Origin of the sequence: Candidatus Arthromitus sp. SFB-mouse-Japan (assembly GCF_000270205.1) — a bacterium.
Taxonomy (GTDB): domain Bacteria; phylum Bacillota; class Clostridia; order Clostridiales; family Clostridiaceae; genus Dwaynesavagella.
On record NC_015913.1, the window covers coordinates 87,464 to 107,214 of the forward strand.

Annotated in this window: 11 protein-coding genes and 2 pseudogenes; all 13 read left to right on the forward strand. The window is 28.4% G+C overall.

Going from position 1 to position 19,751, the window contains the following annotated elements:
- Nucleotides 1-6: 6 nt before the first annotated feature.
- Nucleotides 7-1,914 (forward strand): annotated as a pseudogene (gene uvrB / locus SFBM_RS00430) (excinuclease ABC subunit UvrB); the annotation flags it as partial.
- A 12-nt stretch (nucleotides 1,915-1,926) separates the two neighbouring features.
- A pseudogene (locus tag SFBM_RS08275) lies at nucleotides 1,927-1,989 on the forward strand (UvrB/UvrC motif-containing protein); the annotation flags it as partial.
- A gap of 5 nt (nucleotides 1,990-1,994) precedes the next feature.
- Nucleotides 1,995-4,814: an excinuclease ABC subunit UvrA gene (gene uvrA, locus SFBM_RS00435; RefSeq protein WP_040055343.1), complete on the forward strand. Its 2,820-nt coding sequence runs from the start codon at nucleotides 1,995-1,997 to the stop codon at nucleotides 4,812-4,814.
- A gap of 176 nt (nucleotides 4,815-4,990) precedes the next feature.
- Entirely contained in the window at nucleotides 4,991-6,199 is a 1,209-nt protein-coding gene (locus SFBM_RS00440; RefSeq protein WP_007439898.1) for an FtsW/RodA/SpoVE family cell cycle protein, read from the forward strand.
- Nucleotides 6,196-7,602: a peptidoglycan D,D-transpeptidase FtsI family protein gene (locus tag SFBM_RS00445; RefSeq protein WP_005807605.1), complete on the forward strand. Its 1,407-nt coding sequence runs from the start codon at nucleotides 6,196-6,198 to the stop codon at nucleotides 7,600-7,602. The genes SFBM_RS00440 and SFBM_RS00445 overlap by 4 nt, the downstream gene beginning before the upstream one ends.
- Nucleotides 7,603-7,627: 25 nt before the next feature.
- Complete coding sequence (gene uvrC / locus SFBM_RS00450) at nucleotides 7,628-9,493, forward strand: excinuclease ABC subunit UvrC (protein WP_005807603.1); 1,866 nt, start codon at nucleotides 7,628-7,630, stop codon at nucleotides 9,491-9,493.
- 25 nt (nucleotides 9,494-9,518) lie between these two features.
- Nucleotides 9,519-10,439 (forward strand): UDP-N-acetylmuramate dehydrogenase, encoded by a 921-nt coding sequence (gene murB / locus SFBM_RS00455; RefSeq protein WP_014017794.1) that lies wholly within the window; start codon nucleotides 9,519-9,521, stop codon nucleotides 10,437-10,439.
- A gap of 1 nt (nucleotide 10,440) precedes the next feature.
- Complete coding sequence (rapZ, locus tag SFBM_RS00460; RefSeq protein WP_005807598.1) at nucleotides 10,441-11,307, forward strand: RNase adapter RapZ; 867 nt, start codon at nucleotides 10,441-10,443, stop codon at nucleotides 11,305-11,307.
- Between the two features lie 25 nt (nucleotides 11,308-11,332).
- Nucleotides 11,333-12,322: a gluconeogenesis factor YvcK family protein gene (locus SFBM_RS00465; protein ID WP_005807596.1), complete on the forward strand. Its 990-nt coding sequence runs from the start codon at nucleotides 11,333-11,335 to the stop codon at nucleotides 12,320-12,322.
- A 15-nt stretch (nucleotides 12,323-12,337) separates the two neighbouring features.
- On the forward strand, nucleotides 12,338-13,240 hold the full coding sequence (whiA, locus tag SFBM_RS00470; RefSeq protein ID WP_005807595.1) for a DNA-binding protein WhiA: 903 nt from the start codon (nucleotides 12,338-12,340) through the stop codon (nucleotides 13,238-13,240).
- Between the two features lie 34 nt (nucleotides 13,241-13,274).
- Nucleotides 13,275-14,156 (forward strand): hypothetical protein, encoded by an 882-nt coding sequence (locus SFBM_RS00475; protein ID WP_005807592.1) that lies wholly within the window; start codon nucleotides 13,275-13,277, stop codon nucleotides 14,154-14,156.
- A gap of 112 nt (nucleotides 14,157-14,268) precedes the next feature.
- A complete protein-coding gene (gene asnB, locus SFBM_RS00480; RefSeq protein WP_005807590.1) occupies nucleotides 14,269-16,110 on the forward strand; it encodes an asparagine synthase (glutamine-hydrolyzing) in 1,842 nt (613 codons plus the stop codon).
- 100 nt (nucleotides 16,111-16,210) lie between these two features.
- On the forward strand, nucleotides 16,211-19,750 hold the full coding sequence (locus tag SFBM_RS00485) for a DNA polymerase III subunit alpha (protein ID WP_005807588.1): 3,540 nt from the start codon (nucleotides 16,211-16,213) through the stop codon (nucleotides 19,748-19,750).
- The last annotated feature ends 1 nt before the right edge of the window (nucleotide 19,751 follow it).

The window sequence follows — 19,751 nt, forward strand, 5'->3', positions numbered from 1 at the left end:
ATATAAATGAAAGATTTTAAGATAAATTCAAAGTTAAAACCCATGGGAGATCAGCCTAAAGCTATAGATGAACTTGTAAATTCTATTAATAGTGGTAATAAATACCAAACTCTTTTGGGTGTTACTGGATCTGGAAAGACTTTTACTATGGCAAATGTTATAGAGAGGTTACAGAGACCAGCTTTAGTATTGGCTCATAATAAAATATTAGCAGCACAATTATGTTCGGAGTTTAGAGAGTTTTTTCCAGATAATTCTGTTGAGTATTTTGTGTCTTATTATGATTATTATCAGCCAGAGGCCTATGTTCCTCAAACGGATACATTAATAGAAAAGGATGCATCTATTAATCAGGAGATAGATAAATTAAGGCACTCTGCAACATCTTCTTTAGTTGAAAGAAGAGATACCATAGTTGTGGCTTCTGTATCTTGCATATATGGTTTAGGAAATCCTATAGAGTATAAGAAGCTTGTAGTAAATCTAAGAGTTGGTATGATTCGTGATAGGGATGACGTTGTAAGGCAACTTGTTGAGATACAGTATGAGAGAAATGAGATAGATTTTGCTAGAGGGACATTTAGGGTTAAGGGTGATGTTCTTGATATTGTCCCAGCATCTTCTTTCAGTGTTGGAATTAGGGTTGAATTTTTTGGAGATGAGATAGAGAAAATAAGTGAATTTGATGTTTTGACAGGAAAAGTATTTTCTAAATTAGCTCATATTTCTATATATCCAGCTACTCATTTTGCTACATCTAAAGGAGTGATTGAAGAAGCTATAAGTGAGATAAATTTGGAACTTGAAGAGAGAATTAGGTATTTTAAAGAAAATGATAAACTCTTGGAAGCCCAGAGGATTAAAGAGAGAGTTAATTATGATATTGAGATGATGAGAGAAATCGGGTATTGCAGTGGTATTGAGAATTATTCTAGAATTTTAGATGGAAGAGAGAAGGGGAGCAAACCTTATACTTTGTTTGATTATTTTCCGTCTGATTATTTGTTGTTTATAGATGAGTCTCATGTTACTATACCACAAGTTAGAGCAATGTATGCGGGAGATAGATCGAGAAAGGAGTCCCTTGTTAATTATGGATTTAGACTTCCTTGTGCTTATGATAATCGTCCTCTTAAATTTGAAGAATTTGAGGAAAAGATAAATCAAGTAGTTTTTGTGTCTGCAACACCATCAGATTATGAAAAAGAGCATCAAGAATTTATAGTAAATCAAATTATAAGACCAACGGGACTTTTAGATCCCTTGGTTGAGGTTAGACCCATTGAAAATCAGATAGATGATTTATATGAGGAAGTTATAAAAACGATAGAAAAGGGATTTAGAGTTTTAGTTACAACTCTCACAAAAAAGATGGCAGAGCATTTAACTGATTATTTAAATGATTTAAACATTAAAACTACATATATGCATTCTGATGTAAAGACTATAGATAGAATGGAGATAATAAAATCTTTAAGAAGTGGGGAATTTGATGTTTTAGTTGGTATAAATTTATTGAGAGAGGGACTTGATATACCTGAAGTATCTCTTGTGTGTATTCTTGATGCTGATAAAGAGGGATTTTTAAGATCTGAAACAAGTCTTATCCAAACGATAGGAAGAGCTGCAAGAAATGCAGAGAGTAAGGTTATATTGTATGGTGATGTTATAACTAAGTCCATGAAAATGGCAATTGATGAAACAAAGAGAAGAAGAGCAATACAAATGGAACACAATAAGAAGTATGGAATAACTCCTAAAACTGTTATAAAAGGTATCAGAGAAGTAATACAAGCAACGAAGATATCAAATGATGAAGTTAGTAAGAAGAAGGTTAATATTAATATTCCAAAAGATTTTGATGAGTGTATGAAGCGTATTGGTATGCTTGAGAAAGAAATGAAGAAATGTGCGAAAGAACTTGATTTTGAGCGTGCTATGGAATTGAGAGATGAGATAAAAGAAATTAAGAAGATTATATTTATTTAGGAGGAATAATGGAATATATTGAGATAAAGGGTGCTAGGGTTAATAATTTGAAAAATTGTGATGTTAAGTTTCCAAGGAATAAACTTGTTCTATTTACTGGAGTTTCAGGATCTGGTAAAACTTCCTTAGCATTTGATACTTTGTATGCGGAAGGGCAGAGGAGATATGTTGAATCGTTGTCTACATATGCAAGGCAATTTTTAGGTCAAATGGATAAACCAGAAGTTGATGCAATAACTGGGTTATCTCCAGCTATATCAATCGATCAAAAAACAACTTCAAGGAATCCAAGATCTACAGTTGGTACTGTAACTGAGATATATGATTATTTAAGGCTTTTATATTCAAGAGCTGGAACTCCTCATTGTTATAAATGTGGCAAAGAGATAAAAAGACAAACTATAGATCAAATAGTAGATAGTATAATGGATATTGGTGAAGGATCTAAGATTCAGATATTTTCTCCTATTGTTAAAAATCAAAAAGGTAGACATGAAAAGCTTATAGAGAATATTAAAATGCAAGGATTTGTAAGGGCTCGCATAGATGGAGAAGTTTATGATTTATCAGAAGAAACTATAGATTTAAATAAAAACAAGAAACATACCATAGAGATTTTGGTTGATAGAATTGTAATTAAGAATTCATCAAGAGGAAGAGTTTTTGAGTCTGTTGAGAGTAGTTTGAAATTTTCTGATGGACTTGTAATTGTTGATGTTGTGGGTAGAGGAGAGATACTTTTTTCAGAGAAATTTTCTTGTATTGATTGTCAAATAAGTATATCAGAGCTTGAGCCAAGAAGTTTTTCTTTCAATGCTCCTTTTGGTAAATGTGATGAATGTGATGGTATTGGTAGGAAGTTTGAGATAGATAAGAAGTTACTTGTAAATGAAGAACTTTCTATTTTAGAAGGATGTATAAATAGTATTGGAGAAAATGCCTTAAAAGAGAGTAGTTGGAGTTTTAAGATATTTAAGGCTTTGAGTGAAAAGTATAATTTTTCTTTAGATGAACCGTTTAAAAATTTGAATGACGAGGTAAAAGATATAATATTAAATGGAGTGAAGGAGAAGGTATGCGTTAAGTATGGTGATGAAGGAAATACATATAATTATAAATTTGAAGGAATTATAAATATTTTAAAGAGAAGATATAGGGATAGTTCATCAAATAATGTTAGACAAGATATTGAAAGATATATGTCAAATAAAGTTTGTGAGAAATGTAATGGTGCCAGGCTTAAACCTGAAGTTTTAGCTGTTAGGTTTAATGGAATTAACATATATGAATTAACTTGTATGAGTATAGAAGATTCTATAAAGTTCTTAGATGGAATTGAGCTTCATGGGAAAAATAAAATTATATCAGAAGCTATAATTAATGAAATTAGGAGTAGACTATCTTTTTTAAACAATGTTGGATTATCTTATTTAAATTTGGCTAGAACAGCCTCCACTCTTTCAGGTGGTGAATCGCAGAGAATAAGACTTGCAACACAAATAGGATCAAGTTTAGTTGGAGTTTTATATGTTTTAGATGAGCCAAGTATTGGTCTTCATCAAAGAGATAATGATAAGCTCATAGAGACTCTTAAAAATTTAAGAGACATTGGGAATAGTGTTGTAGTTGTCGAGCATGATGAAGATACTATAAGAGAGGCGGACTTTATAGTAGATATAGGTAAGTTTGCAGGAGATCAGGGAGGAGATGTTGTTTATCAAGGAGATTATTGTGGAATTCTAGATTGTAAGGATTCTATAACAGGAGCTTATTTAAGAGGGGAAAAAGTTATTTTAGTTCCAGAGTGTAGGAGGAGCGGTAATGGTAAATTTATAGAAGTTTTGGGTTGTAGCGAAAATAATTTAAAAAATATTTCAGTAGATATACCACTTGGGACATTAACTTTAGTCACAGGGGTTTCTGGATCTGGAAAAAGTACTTTTGTAAACCAGATTTTGTATAAAGGGATAAATAAAGAATTAAATAATTCTAAAGATAAGCCTGGAATATTTAAAGAGATAAAAGGTATAGAAAATATAGATAAAATAATTGATATAGATCAGTCTCCTATTGGGAGAACTCCTAGATCAAATCCAGCTACATATATAGGAGTATTTGATTATATAAGAGAATTGTTTGCGACAACAAATGATTCAAAGGTTCGAGGATATAAGCAGGGCAGGTTTAGTTTTAATGTTAAAGGGGGAAGATGTGAGGCTTGCCAAGGTGATGGAGTTATAAAAATAGAGATGCAGTTTTTATCTGATGTATATGTGAATTGCGAGGTGTGTAAGGGTACAAGATACAATAAGGAAACACTAGAAGTTAAATACAAGGATAAGAATATATCTGATATTCTTAACATGACTGTACATGAGGCTATGGAATTTTTTGAATCTATACCTAAAATATATAATAAGATAAAGACATTGAATGATGTGGGATTATCTTATATAAAACTTGGTCAAAGTTCTACTACATTATCAGGTGGAGAAGCACAGAGAGTTAAGCTTGCGAATGAGTTATCTAAAAAGAGTACTGGTAGAACTCTTTATATATTAGATGAACCAACAACAGGTCTTCATGTATATGATGTAAGTAAGCTTGTAGAAATTTTACATATGCTGGTTAATAATGGGAATACTGTAATTGTTATAGAACATAATTTAGATGTTATAAAGAATGCTGATCATATTATTGATTTAGGTCCTGAAGGTGGATCTTTAGGTGGAGATATTATAGCTAAGGGTACACCAGAAGAAATTTGTTTAGTAAAGAAGTCTTATACAGGTAAATATTTAAGGAAATATTTGAACATTGAATAGGATTTTATATATGAATTTTTGGGAATTAATTTCAAAAGGTATATCTATATGTGGAGTGTTTTTGATTTTTTATATAGTTTTGACGCTCATAAAAAATTATATATTTAATGATTTTTGATTTGGAGAATTTTTGATATTAGGATTTTTTATAAAAATTTGGATTATGGGGAGTGAAGATGGTAGAAAACGTAAATGAAAAGAAACTATACTTTGTACTTAACCTGATCTTATCTATTATAGTATTTTTAAATTTACTTGTAGGTAAAAGGAGCATAGATTTTTATCTATGCTTTATATCAATATCGTACATATTAATCATATCTATTGTATCCTTATTGCAATTTTTAGTATTTAAAGTGGATAGTTCTTTAAACTTAATTGTGAATTTATTTGTCCTGCTTGGGCTCACTATTATATATAGAATAAATCCAGCTATGGCCTTTAAACAGTGTATATTATTTTTGTTTGGATATATATTCTACTTGCTTATTATGTTTTTCGGGAGAAATATACATGAGTTTGTTAGATTTAAATGGATATACTTTTTTTTATCTCTTGTACTCATGAGTTTATCCTTTTTATTTGGGGAATACATAAATGGATCTAAAAATTGGATTTCTTTTTTTGGTATAACATTTCAGCCTTCTGAATTTGGTAAAATTTTTGTAATTTTATATCTTTCATCTATACTTAGAAATAACAGGGATAAGATAGATAAATATATGGCTATATTTTTGATATTATTTAGTTTGATATTTTTAATACTTCAAAAGGATTTGGGTACAGCTATTATTATAATTTTTTTAAGCATGCTTATGTATTATATAAGAACCTCTAAATATAAGTTTTTATTAATTATAATTATAGCTACTTTAATACTTGGAGTACTTGCGTATATTAATTTTCCTCATGTAAGGGTTCGCATTCATGCTTGGCTAAATCCTGAAAGTGATCCTAATTTTACGACATATCAGGTTTTACAAGGATTTTTTGCTATGGGATCTGGAGGTTTTTTAGGAAGGGGATTATATCGAGGTAATTTAGAGCTTATACCTGTCAATTATACTGATTATATATTTGTTTCTATTGTAGAGGAGCTTGGTATATTTACAGGTATACTTATAACTTTGTTGTATTTTTTATTTTTTATTAAGGTTATGAAAAATAGTATGAAAATGAAAGCTAAGGATGAGAGTAAGCTTCTTATGGTTGGGTTTAATATAATAATTGCACTTCAGACTACAATTATTTTGGGAGGAGTGTTGAATCTAATACCTTTAACTGGAATAACACTACCTTTTATAAGTTATGGAGGGAGCTCAATTATAAGCATGTTTATTATGTTTGGTATTATGCAAAAATTATTAGAAGGTGATTTTTTATGAATAAGAACTTGAAAATAATATCATTTATGTTTTCGTTTTTATTCCTAGTTATTATATCTTCTTTAATATATTTTTTGGTATTTAGATCTACATATTATTCGAATCATAGTTTAAATAAAAGAATATCACAAGAAAGATCTAAGTTTATCAGAGGGAAAATTTTAGATAGAGATGGAAATGTGGTAGCGTACACAACTGAAGATGGACAAAAAAGGATTTATCCTTATGGTGAGGCTTTAGTACATCCAATAGGTTATGCAGATATTAAATATGGGATGTCTGGAATTGAAAATGATATGGATGAGTATTTGAGGGAACCAAGAGGATTTATAAGCAGTATCAAATCTTTTTTTGGTTATGAGGATGTACATGGTAGTGATGTTAAATTAACTATAGATAGTGAACTTCAGAGTTACGCATATGAATCTTTAGGAAATAATAAGGGAGCTATTGTTGTTATGAATCCTAAAACTGGGGAGATTTATGCTCTTGTGAGTAAACCATCGTTTGATCCAAATAATTTAAATGAGATTTGGGATAGTTTGATAATGGAAGGGACTGCTCCTTTGTATAATAGAGCGATAAACGGTAAGTATCCACCAGGATCTACCTTTAAGGTTATAACATCAGCTTCATCTATAGAAAATATTGATGGTGCACTTAATAGAAAATTTAAGGATGATGGTTTTATTGATTTTAATGGAGTAGATAAATTATATAATCAAAACAGGATAGCCTTTGGAGAGATGAGTTTGAAGGATGCCTTTATAAGATCTAGTAATGTTGTATTTGGAAATTTAGCGTTAGAACTTGGAAATAGTGAACTTAAAAAGTATGCTGAAAGATTCTATTTTAATAGGGATTTGGATTTGAAAGGGTTAAATGTTTCTAATAGTTATTTTCCGGAATTAAATGATCATGAGACTGGACTTATTGCACAAACTGGAATTGGTCAGGGGTCTATATTAGTTACTCCGATTAATCTTGCTTTAATATCGAGTGCGATTGCAAATAATGGTATTATGATGAGGCCTTACATAGTAGATGAAGTATTAAATTCATATGGAGATATTATAAACAAGTGTTCAAAGTTTATATTATCTAAGCCTATAAAATGTAAGACTGCATCTATTATATCTTCATATATGAGGGGCGTTGTTGAGAATAATTTATCTCATATAAGTGAATTTTCATCTATTAAGGCAGTTGGAAAAACGGGAACTGCAGATTATAAAAATGGAGATGAAGATGGTGTTCCTCATTCTTTATTTATAGGTTTTGCCCCATATGATAATCCTAAAGTTTCTATATCAGTAGTAGTTGAAGGTGGAGGAGAAGGTAGAGGAATTGCATCTGAGATTTCTTCTAATGTTATGAAAAAAGCGATTGAATTGATTGAGTAATATGTGAGTTTTAGGTGGTGTTTATGTGTTTGATATAAAGTATAATATTAGTATTTTGCCAGAATCTCCTGGGGTTTATATAATGAAAGATAGCAATACGAATGTTATATACATTGGTAAGGCTAAGAATTTAAAAAAAAGAGTTTCGCAATATTTTAGAAAAACTCAGAATCATTCAGAAAAAACTAGATCTCTTGTAAAAAATATATTAGAGTTTGAATACATAGTAACCGAAAATGAGATAGAAGCATTGATATTAGAGGATAGTTTGATAAAGAAGTATCAGCCTAAGTATAATATTTTACTTAAAGATGATAAGACATATCCATTTATAAAGATAACAACAAATGAGGATTTTCCAAGGATATTTTCTACGAAGAATTATATAAAAGATGGAAATTTATATTTTGGTCCTTTTACTTCTATGAATTCTGTTAATGAGATAATATCACTTGTTAAGAGTTATTTTTTAATAAGAAATTGTAAAATACATATAAAAGATGGAGTCATATCATGTAGACCATGTATTTATTATCAAACTAAGAGATGCAAAGCACCTTGTTATGGACTTATATCAAAAATTGAATATAATGAAATGATAAAAGAAATTATTGATATATTAAGTGGTAAAAGTAAAGACTCTATTTTAAATTTATTGAAGAATCAAATGCTTAGACACTCTGAAAATTTGGAGTATGAGCAGGCTATGAGTATAAGAGATAAAATAGAGGGTATAAAACTAATTTTTGAGAAGCAAAGCATTTTTTCTGGGAGAGAGAACTCTGAAGATTATATAAATATTTTTAGATATGATAATGAAGCGTGTGTACAGATATTTTTTCTAAGGAATGGAAGAGTAGTTGGAAGAGAGCATTTTATATTTGAAAATATTATGGGTGATAATGATGAACATATAATTGAACAGTTTATTAAGAGTTATTATGGAGGCACCACTCAAATTCCCAATTATATATATTCACCAGAGTTTTTAGATAAAGATAATATAGAGAAATGGATTAATATAAAATCTAAAAGGAAAGTTTATTTTAAATCTCCAAAGAGTGGTGAAAAAAAAGAGTTATTTGATTTAGTAAGGAAAAATGCAAGAATTATGCTCGATAAATTTAAGAATAATAAGTATTTATGTTCAGTTGAGAGAAAGAGTGAGTATTTGGATGAACTTAAAGATGTTTTAGGTTTAGAATTTAAGATAGATAGAATTGAAGCTTATGATATTTCCAATATAAGCGGATTTGATTCAGTTGGTAGCATGGTTGTATTTAATAATGGAATACCTAATAAAACTCAGTATAGAAGGTTTAAAATAAAAAATGTACAAGGTTCTGATGATTATAAAAGTATGAAAGAAATATTGAATAGGAGATTTGAGCATGCCTTGAAAGAAATTAAATGTATACAGGAAGGTGAATTAGAGCATACTTATGGGAAATTTTGTATATTTCCAGATTTGATATTAGTAGATGGTGGACGTGGACATATTAGTTCGGTAGAAGAGGTTCTTGAAAAGTTTAATATAAATTTACCTGTTTGTGGAATGGTTAAGGATGATAGGCATAGAACTAGGGGACTTGTATATAAAAATCAAGAGTTGAATATTTCAAGTACATTGATTAAATTTATTACAAGAGTGCAAGATGAAGTTCATAGATATGCTATAACTTATCATAGGAGTTTAAGAGATAGGAGAAGTTTGGGTTCTATACTAGATGAAATACCTAATATTGGGAGTAAAAGGAGGAGAGAACTTTTGATGTATTTTAATAGTGTTGATGCTATTAAAAAGGCATCAATAGATGAGCTTTTAAAGGTCCCAAGCATGAATAAATCAGCAAGTGAATCGATATTAGAGTTTTTTAATAAGAGTAGATAGACTTAATTATAAGGGGAAAATTTGTATGTATAGTGATTATAAGATTTTATTAGAACGGTTAAAATTTATTTTATCCTCTGAAAAAATAAGGATGGATGAGTTGATGAAAAAACATACAACTTTTAAATTAGGTGGAATTTGCGATATTATGATTTTTCCATCAACTGAAGAAGAACTTATAGAATCTATAAAATGTATTATAAAGAATAAAGTTCCTTACTTTATTCTAGGGTGTGGATCTAATATTTTAGTTAAGGATAAGGGTATTAGGGGAGTTGTGGTAAATCTAACTAAATTTAATAAAATAGTTGTCGAGAATAATATAATAAGAGCTCAATCTGGGTCAAGTTTATCAGATATAGCTACGATTGCAAAAGACAACTCACTATCTGGATTTGCTTTTGCCTGTGGAATACCTGGAACTATTGGAGGCGCTGTAAATATGAATGCGGGAGCATATGGTGGAGAAATGAGTAATATTGTACTTGGAGTTAGGGTTATTGATTTAAATGGAGAAGTATTTTATATATCTAGGGAAAATATGGAGTTCGGATATAGAACAACTACAATAATGAAAAATAAGTATTTAGTTATAAGTTGTGATATATCTTTAAAAAGGGGTAGAAAAGAAGAAATTTACGATGAAATGAAGGAATTAATGTACAAAAGAAAATTGAAACAACCTATTGAGTATCCTTCAGCAGGAAGCATTTTTAAACGTCCTGAAGGTTATTTTGCAGGAAAGCTTATAGATGATTGTGGTCTTAGAGGTTATATACACAAAAATGTAATGGTATCTGAGAAACATTGTGGATTTATTGTCACAAGAAATGAAAATGCCACAACTAGTGAAGTTTTAGAATTAATAAATATAGTAAAAGACAAGGTATACAATAAATTTAATGTTATATTAGAGATGGAAGTAAAGGTTGTTGGAGAGGATTAGGATGGAAATTATTATAGTTACAGGGCTTTCAGGAGCGGGGAAGACTCAAGTAATTAGAGAACTTGAAGATTTAAATTATTTTTGTGTTGATAATATGCCACCACAATTTGCACAAAAATTTGGTGAATTATGTAAACAGACGAATGGTAATGTTTCTAAACTTGTTTTTGTTATAGATATACGGGGCAGGGAATTTTTTGATTATATAGATAGTGTTTTAGAATGGTTTGAAAATAATTCTATAATTTATAAGATATTGTTTTTAGATTGTTCTGATGAAATTTTAATTAGAAGGTTTAAGGAAACTAGAAGGTTACATCCATTATCTTATGATGGTAAGATTTTAAGTGGAATATTGAAAGAGAGGAAAAAATTAGAATTTCTTAGGAAAAAGTCTAATTTAATTATAGATACTTCGGACTTAAAAGTACAGGAATTGAAAAAGAGAGTAAGAGATTTTATATGTGGAGAGTATATAGAGAATGATTTTATAGTACAAATAGTTTCTTTTGGATATAAATATGGAATACCTTTAGAATGCGATTTAACATTTGATGTTAGGTTTATAGAAAATCCATTTTATGTAGCAAATCTAAAAAAGTTAACAGGAATTGATAAGGAAGTTAGGGATTTTGTATTAAAAAATTACGTGTGTAAGGAATTTTTGATAAAGTTAGAAGATATTATAAAATTTTTATTACCAAATTATAGAAAAGAAGGCAAAAAACACTTAACAATTGGGATTGGATGTACAGGAGGACAACATAGATCTGTTGCTATATCAGAAGAATTATATAATATTTTGTATAATTATAAAAATTATAAGGTTATTGTAGAGCATAGAGATGTTAGTAAAAATATTAATTAAAACATAAAATTGGGAGATTTATAAGGTGGAGTTATTTAATAAATTTTGCAATAATCCTAAAGTTGTGGTTATAGGAGGTGGGACAGGCATTCCGACAATTCTTAGGGGAATTAAAAAGTTTACCAATTGCATTACATCAGTAGTTACTGTCGCTGATGATGGTGGAGGATCTGGGATTTTAAGAGATGAGTTAGGGATATTACCACCTGGGGATATAAGAAATTGTTTGATAGCACTTGCAAATACAGAACCTATAATGGAAGAACTTTTGAAATATAGGTTTAGTGATGGTAATCTAAAAAATCAAAGTTTTGGGAATCTATTTATAGCAGCTATGATAGGAATTACTAATAATTTTGAGAGTGCAATAAAGGCTATAAGTGATGTTTTAGCTATAACAGGTAAGGTATTACCTGTTACTAATGAGAATATAGTTCTTGAAGCTAAACTACATAATGGAATTATTGTTAGAGGTGAATCTAAAATTCCTGAAGAGGTAATAAAATATAATAGCAATATTAAGGAAATATCAATAATACCTAGTGATGCAAAACCTATAAATGATTGCATTAATGAAATATTAAATGCTGATGCTATTGTTTTTGGACCAGGAAGTTTATATACAAGTATATTGCCTAATTTAAAGATAAAAGGAATTTGTGATTCTATAAACAAAAATAATGGAAAGCATATTTATGTGGCTAATATTATGACTCAATATGGTGAAACTCAGGGTTATACTCTATATGATCATGTTAAAAGCATATTTTATAATACGGATATTTTAAAACTAGATTATATTATTGTAAATGATGGCAAATTATCTAGAGAATATGAGAAAAGATATAAGATTAAAAATTCTGAGCTTGTATATTGTGATTATGAGAAATTTGAGAATATGAACGTAAAAATAGTTAAGGATAATTTGATAAAAATAGAAAATGGTTTTATAAGACATGATGAAGATAAAGTATCTAAAATTATAATGAATATTATTAATCATGATTTCAAATAAGTAACAGGTGGTATAATGACTTTTTCATATTTTGTTAAAACTGAGATACTTGAGAACTGTTTTAGATCATACAAACAAGCAGTTAGTGAATTAATGGGTGTGGTTTATGGTACAAGGTATACTATAAATAATAACGAGATTACTGTAAGAATAGATAATCATCTTTTAGTTAATTACTTGGATAATATGCTTAATATTATTAATGGATTTGGTTATAGTGTAAATGAAGATAATGTAAAGTCAAATACATATATATTTAAGAGTTATTATATGTATAAGTTGTTATTGTATGTTGATAATGGAGAATTTAAACATAATATTAATTTAATTATTGAAAATAAAATAATTGATAGAGCTTACCTTATTAGAGGATTATTTTTGATATGTGGGAGCATTATTAATCCAAATAATAGTTATCATTTAGAATTTTGTTTGTATAATTATGATTTATCATATTTCTTAGATTTAGTGCTAAATTTTTTTTGTATTAAGAGTAAGATGATAAAAAGAAAAGATAGGTTTATTATATATGTAAAGGAAGCAGAAAGTATATCGCAGTTTTTAAAGGTAATAGGGGTGCATAGATCTGTACTAGAATTTGAAAATATTAGAGTATTGAAAGAGTATACTAATAATAAGAATAGACTTAAGAATTGTATTCAAGCTAATGAGGATAAATCTATAATAGCATCTGTAAAACAAGTTAGAGCTATTATGTATATTGATAAATATATTGGTTTAGATAAGTTATCTAGTAAGCTTAAAGAAATTGCTATGGTAAGATTAAAATATAAGGAGGCACCACTTGGTGAACTTGGCAAATATTTAAATCCACCTATTGGCAAATCTGGGGTACTTCATAGATTAAAAAAGATAGAGAAAATTGCTAGTGAGTTAGAAGATAAATATGGCGTTTAAATTTTAACTATTAGTTTGATTTTGGGGTGTGGTTATGGAAAAAGTTAATATTGCAGAGATTAATTATAAAAATTATAATAATTGTTTAAGGATTACAAATAATTTAGTAGAAGTGATTGTTTTTATGGAAAATACTATAAGAATTGTAAAATATGGGTATGTGAATGGTAATAATCAATTTGAGGATATTTTGATAGATAATGATAGCAGAGACATAATAGGAGGAGGGCATAGTTTTAGTTATATACCACAAATAGATCAAAATGTTGATTTTATTGATAATCAAGGTATAACGTATGAAAGAATATCAAGTGGTATTAGATTGATTCAAAATATAGAAAAGTGGACCCAAATAAGAAGAGTAATTGAGATAATATTTTATGAGAATTCTACTAAGATTAAAGTAATACATAAAATACTATCTTTGAATGCGTTTGATATAAATATAGCAATATGTTCAAACACTGTAGTTAGAAATGGAGGAATAGAGATTATTCCATTTAGTATTGGGAATAATAGAGATGTACCAAATAAGTCATTAGTTTTTTGGCCATATTCAAATCTTAAAGATTCTAGAGTTTATTTAGGAGATAAGTATATTGCTATGAAGGTTAATGAAAATATATGTGATAGATTTAGAATGGGTGTAAATACTGATTTAAGGTATGTGTTATACTATAATAATAATGAGATGTTTGTTAAAGAATTTGATGAGATTAAGGGTTGTTATGAGTATCCTAACATGGGGTGTAAGTATGAATCTTTAATTACTACTAATTATTTAGAAATGAAGAGTAATTCTCCTATATATAAGTTAAGCACTAATAATTATATTACACATATTGAAGTTTGGAATATTTACAAAGATATAAATCTGGATTTTATAGATAAATTTATAGATCAATATAATAAATAAGTTATTCGCCCTATTTAGAAAAACTAAATATGGCGTTTTTGTATCAAAATTTAATTATGTTCATAACATAAAAATATCAATAAATTAAATTCTAATATATTAGGAGAAATATATGTGTGGGATAACTGGATTTTCCAATTTTAATAAGGATATAAGAAGTGAGTTTAATAATATATTAATGATGAATGATTCGCTTTATCATAGAGGACCAGATGAATTTGATTATTATAAACATAAAAATGTGGTTTTGGGACATAGAAGGTTATCTATAGTTGACCCTAATGGTGGGAAACAACCAATGCAAAGGATTGTAAATTTTCATAAATATACGATTGTTTATAATGGTGAAATATATAATACTGATGAGATTAGAGATGATTTGGTAAGTAAAGGTTATAGTTTTTATACTTATTCTGATACAGAAGTTGTCTTAATAAATTATATACACTATAAAGAAGAGTGTGTGAGTAAATTAAATGGTATATTTGCGTTTTGTATATTTGATGAAGATAGGAATTGTTTATTTATGGCTCGAGATCAGTTGGGAGTTAAGCCCATTTTTTATAGTTTTAAAGATGGATATTTAATTTTTGGATCTGAGATAAAGTCTTTGTTAAAACATCCTAAAGTTAGTCCTATAGTTTGTGGTGATGGGATATTAGATCTTTTGGGTTTAGGACCAAGTCGTAGTCTTGGAGAAGGTATATTTAAAGACGTAAAGGAAATACCACCTGCACATTATTTATTTATATATAAAGATAGGATAACACTTAAAGAATATTGGAGACTTGAGTCGAAGGAACATAATTTGACTCTCGAAGATACAAAAGAAAAATTATCTTTAATGCTTGAAAATGCTATAAAGAAGCAAATGGTATCAGATAGGGGGATTTTTTCTTTTCTATCAGGAGGTATAGATTCATCTCTTATATCAGCTGTAGTATCAGATGAATTTAACAAAGAAGGTAAGATTTTAGATACATTTACTGTAGATTATGTAGATTATGATAAGGATTTTGAGGGTAATGAGTTTGAAGTTACAAGTGATAAATATTTTGTTAAAGTTGTTAATGAATCTATAAAATCGAATAATAGAATTATTACAATTAAAAATGAAGATTTATTCTATGCTTTAGAAGATGGGCTTTATTCAAGTGATATTCCTTCTATGGCTGACATTGATACTTCCTTGTACTTATTTTGTAAAGGAATTAAAAATTATGGTACCGTTGGATTATCTGGAGAATGTGCAGATGAAATATTTGGAGGTTATCCTTGGTATTTAAATGAAGAAGATTTGAAGTTAAATAAGTTCCCTTGGAATAGATTTTCGGGTATAAGGAAAGAACTTTTTAATGATAAGATTAAAAATTTAGACTTCGATTCTTATATTAAAAATAAGTTTGATGAAACTTTAAAGGATGTTTGTATTTTAGATAGTGATAGTGAACTTGATGCAAAAATAAGAAAGATGACTACTCTTAATGTTAAGTGGTTTATGGTAACTCTTTTAAATAGGAAAGATAGAATGAGTATGGCAAATAGTTTGGAGATAAGAGTTCCTTTTGCAGATAGAGAGCTTGTTGAATTTTCTTATAATATTCCTGCTAAATTTAAATTCCTAAATGGAAGAGAGAAGGGTATACTTAGAGAAGTAAGTAGAAAATTTTTACCAGATTCTATAATAGATAGAAAAAAGAGTCCTTACCCTAAAACTCAAAGTGCTATATACACTAATCTTGTAGTAAATGAATTATCAAATATTTTGGATAATAAATCTAATCCTATTTTTGAGATTATAGATGAAAAAAGTGTTAGGAAATTAATTGAGAGTAGAGGAAATTCTTATACGAAACCTTGGTTTGGTCAACTTATGAGAGGGCCTCAGCTTATGGCATATTTAATACAAATTAATATGTGGCTTAAGAAATATAATATAAATTTATCTTTGTAAATTATAAACCCAAGTGGACTATTCTTTCCATTTGGGTTTTTTAATTTTTATTATATGTGGTAAAATTCAATTATATATTATTTGATTAAGGAAATTTGGTATGAATGATTTTGTTCATTTACATGTACACTCAGAGTTTAGTTTGTTAGATTCTTCATGTAAGATTAGAAATTTAGTTGAACGGGCGAAAGAACTTGGTATGACATCTCTTGCTATAACAGATCATGGTGTTATGTACGGATGTTTGGAATTTTATAAAGCATGTAAAATGTATGGCATTAAACCTATAATTGGTTGTGAGATCTATGTTGCGAATAAATCTATGGATATAAAGAATGCAGACAAGGATAATTTCACTAGTCATTTAGTTCTTCTTGTGAAAGATGAGATTGGATATAGAAATTTATTAAAAATAGTTAGTGACTCTTTTATCCGAGGATTTTATTATAAACCGAGGGTTGATATAGAATATTTGAAAGAACATTCAGAGGGTCTTATTGCACTTAGTGCTTGTTTGAGTGGTGGAATTTCTAAATATATTTTAAGAAATGATATAGATGGTGCGAAAAATTTATCAATTATATATAAAGAAATATTTAAGGAAGATTTTTATTTAGAAATTCAAGATCATGGGATAGAGGACCAAAAAAAGGTTAATAATTTGCTTTTGGAATTTTCATCAGAGCTTGATATAAAACTCGTTGTTACAAATGATGTTCATTACATAAAAAAAGATGATGCAAATGCCCATGATGTGCTTATTTGCATACAAACAGGTAGCAATGTAGATGAAGAAAGAAGAATGAAATACCATGGTGATCAGTTTTATTTGAAATCAAAAGATGAGATGTATGAAGCGTTTCCTAATTATATGGATGGACTTTTAAATACCATTGAAATACGAGATAAATGCAATTTTGAGTATAAATTTCATGAGAATATGCCTCCAAAATATATTATGGATAATTCACTTGAGCCTTTTGAGTATTTAAAGAGGCTATGTTATCTTGGGCTCATAAATAAATATGATGAATTTTCACATGAGATTGAAATATTTAAAATTGAAGATATTTTAGATGACTCTAAGTTTGAAATATTAAAAGAAGAGATAGGTAAAAATATTACAGATACTAAGAAAAAATTAGTAGATAGGGTTAAATATGAACTTAATTTGATAAATTCTATGGGATTTGTTGATTATTTTTTAATTGTGTGGGATTTTATAAAATTTTGCATGGAAAAGTCGATACCAACAGGACCTGGAAGAGGAAGTGTTGCTGGATCTATCGTTGCATATGTGCTTAATATAACAAAAGTTGATCCTATAAAGTATAGTTTAATATTTGAGAGGTTTTTAAATCCTGAAAGAATTTCTATGCCAGATATAGATTCCGATTTTTGTAATGAGAGAAGAGAGGAAGTCATTAGCTACGTAAGAGATAAGTATGGTGATCAGAATGTGTCTAATATTATAACTTTTGGTACAATGGCTGCAAAAGCTTGTATTAGAGATGTTGGAAGAGCTATGAATTACCCATATGGTGAGGTTGATAAAATAGCTAAGATGGTTCCCAATATGTTAAATATAACTATAGATTTAGCGCTTCTTTATAATAAAGAATTAAATGATTTATATAATAATGATCTTAGAGTTAAGAAGTTGATTGATATATCAAAGAGGCTTGAAGGTCTTCCTAGACATACATCTATTCATGCTGCAGGTGTTATTATCAGTCCTTATAATTTAACGGATTTAATACCCGTAAAAAAAGATGGCGATATGCTTGTAACTCAATTTCCTATGGCAAATCTTGAAGAGCTTGGACTGCTTAAGATGGATTTCTTAGGTCTTAGAACTTTAACTGTGATAAACGATTGCATTAAGATTATTGAGAAAAATAAAGGGATTAAAATAGATTTAGACAATATTGATTTTGATGACCAAAATGTATTTAATATGATTGGAGATGGCAAAACTTGTGGAGTATTTCAGCTCGAATCATTTGGAATGACTAGTTTTATGAAGGAATTAAAACCTAATTCTATTGAAGATATAATAGCAGGCATTAGTTTATATAGACCAGGGCCTATGGATGAGATACCAAATTACATAAAAAATAAAAATAATATTGGAGATATAAAATATTTAACAAAAGAACTTGAAGATATATTAAATGTTACATATGGAGTTATTGTTTATCAGGAACAAGTAATGGAGATCGTTCAGAAGTTATCTGGATATTCTTTGGGAAGGAGCGATCTTGTACGACGTGCTATGGCCAAAAAAAAGCATGAGGAGATGGAAAAGGAGAGGAAGAAATTTGTTTATGGATATAAAGATGGAGAAGAAATAATAAAAGGATGCGTAAATAATGGGATTGATGAAAAAATTGCTCATAAAATCTTTGATCAGATGGTAGATTTTGCCTCTTATGCCTTTAATAAGAGTCATGCTGCTGCATATGCGATTATTGCTTATGAAACTGCATATTTAATGAGGTATTATAAATCTGAATATATATGTGCACTTTTAAATAGCGTTATAAATAATATGGATAAGGTTTGCTATTATATAAGATTTGGAGAAAGTATGAATATAAAGATTTTTCCTCCATGTGTAAATAATAGTCACAATAAGTTTATAGTTGAGGGTGAATATATATATTTTGGATTGTCAGCTATTAAAAATTTAGGAGAAGGTGCATGTGAAAAAATCGTTTATTATAGAGAAAAATATGGAAAGTTCAAGAATGAGTATGATTTTTTTAAGGCTTGTGTAAAATGTTCAATCAATAAGAAAGGCATAGAGAGTATTATAAAATCAGGAGCATTAGATGTTTTTAATATTTCTAGGTCATACCTTCTCATGAATTTTGAGAAGATTGTTGATGGAATATCTAAAGAATTTCGAGAAAATTTAGAAGGTCAAATGAATTTATTTGGATTAATTGGCAGGGAAGATGATAAAACATTTAAATTAAATAATCGTGATGATTTATATGATGATAGTGATAAGAATCTTTTATTTGAAAAAGAGGTTTTAGGCATATATATTTCTGGACATCCTATACACAAGTACAAAGAAATATTAGATAAAGTTTGTACAAATTCTATTTCTGATTTTTATGATGATGATATGAAAATTAATGATGGATATGAGGTTGTAATAGGTGGATCAGTGAGAGAATTTAAGAAAATTATAACTAAAAATAATTCTATGATGTGCTTTTTATATGTTGAAGATAAGTATTCTTCAATAGAGTGCGTTGTTTTCCCTAAGGTATATGAAAAATTTAATTATTTAATAAATGATAATAGTATTGTTATAATAAAAGGTGTGTTTAAAAAAAATGATGATGTATTTAAAATTATAGTAAATGAGATAATAGGAATTGAAGAATATGATAGGTTTAAGTTGTATATTTTATGTAAAAGCTTGAAAGAGATAACAAATTCTTTTAATAAGGCTAAGGATATTTTAATTAGTAATAGGGGACATGTTAATGTTAATTTGTATTCCTTGGAGGGAAAGAAGGTTTTTAGAGTGAATGATTATGGTGTTAATTTAAGTAATAGTCTTATTTGTGAGCTGAACAAAGTATTTTCACAGGAATTTGTAAAGGTAATTATTACTAAATAAA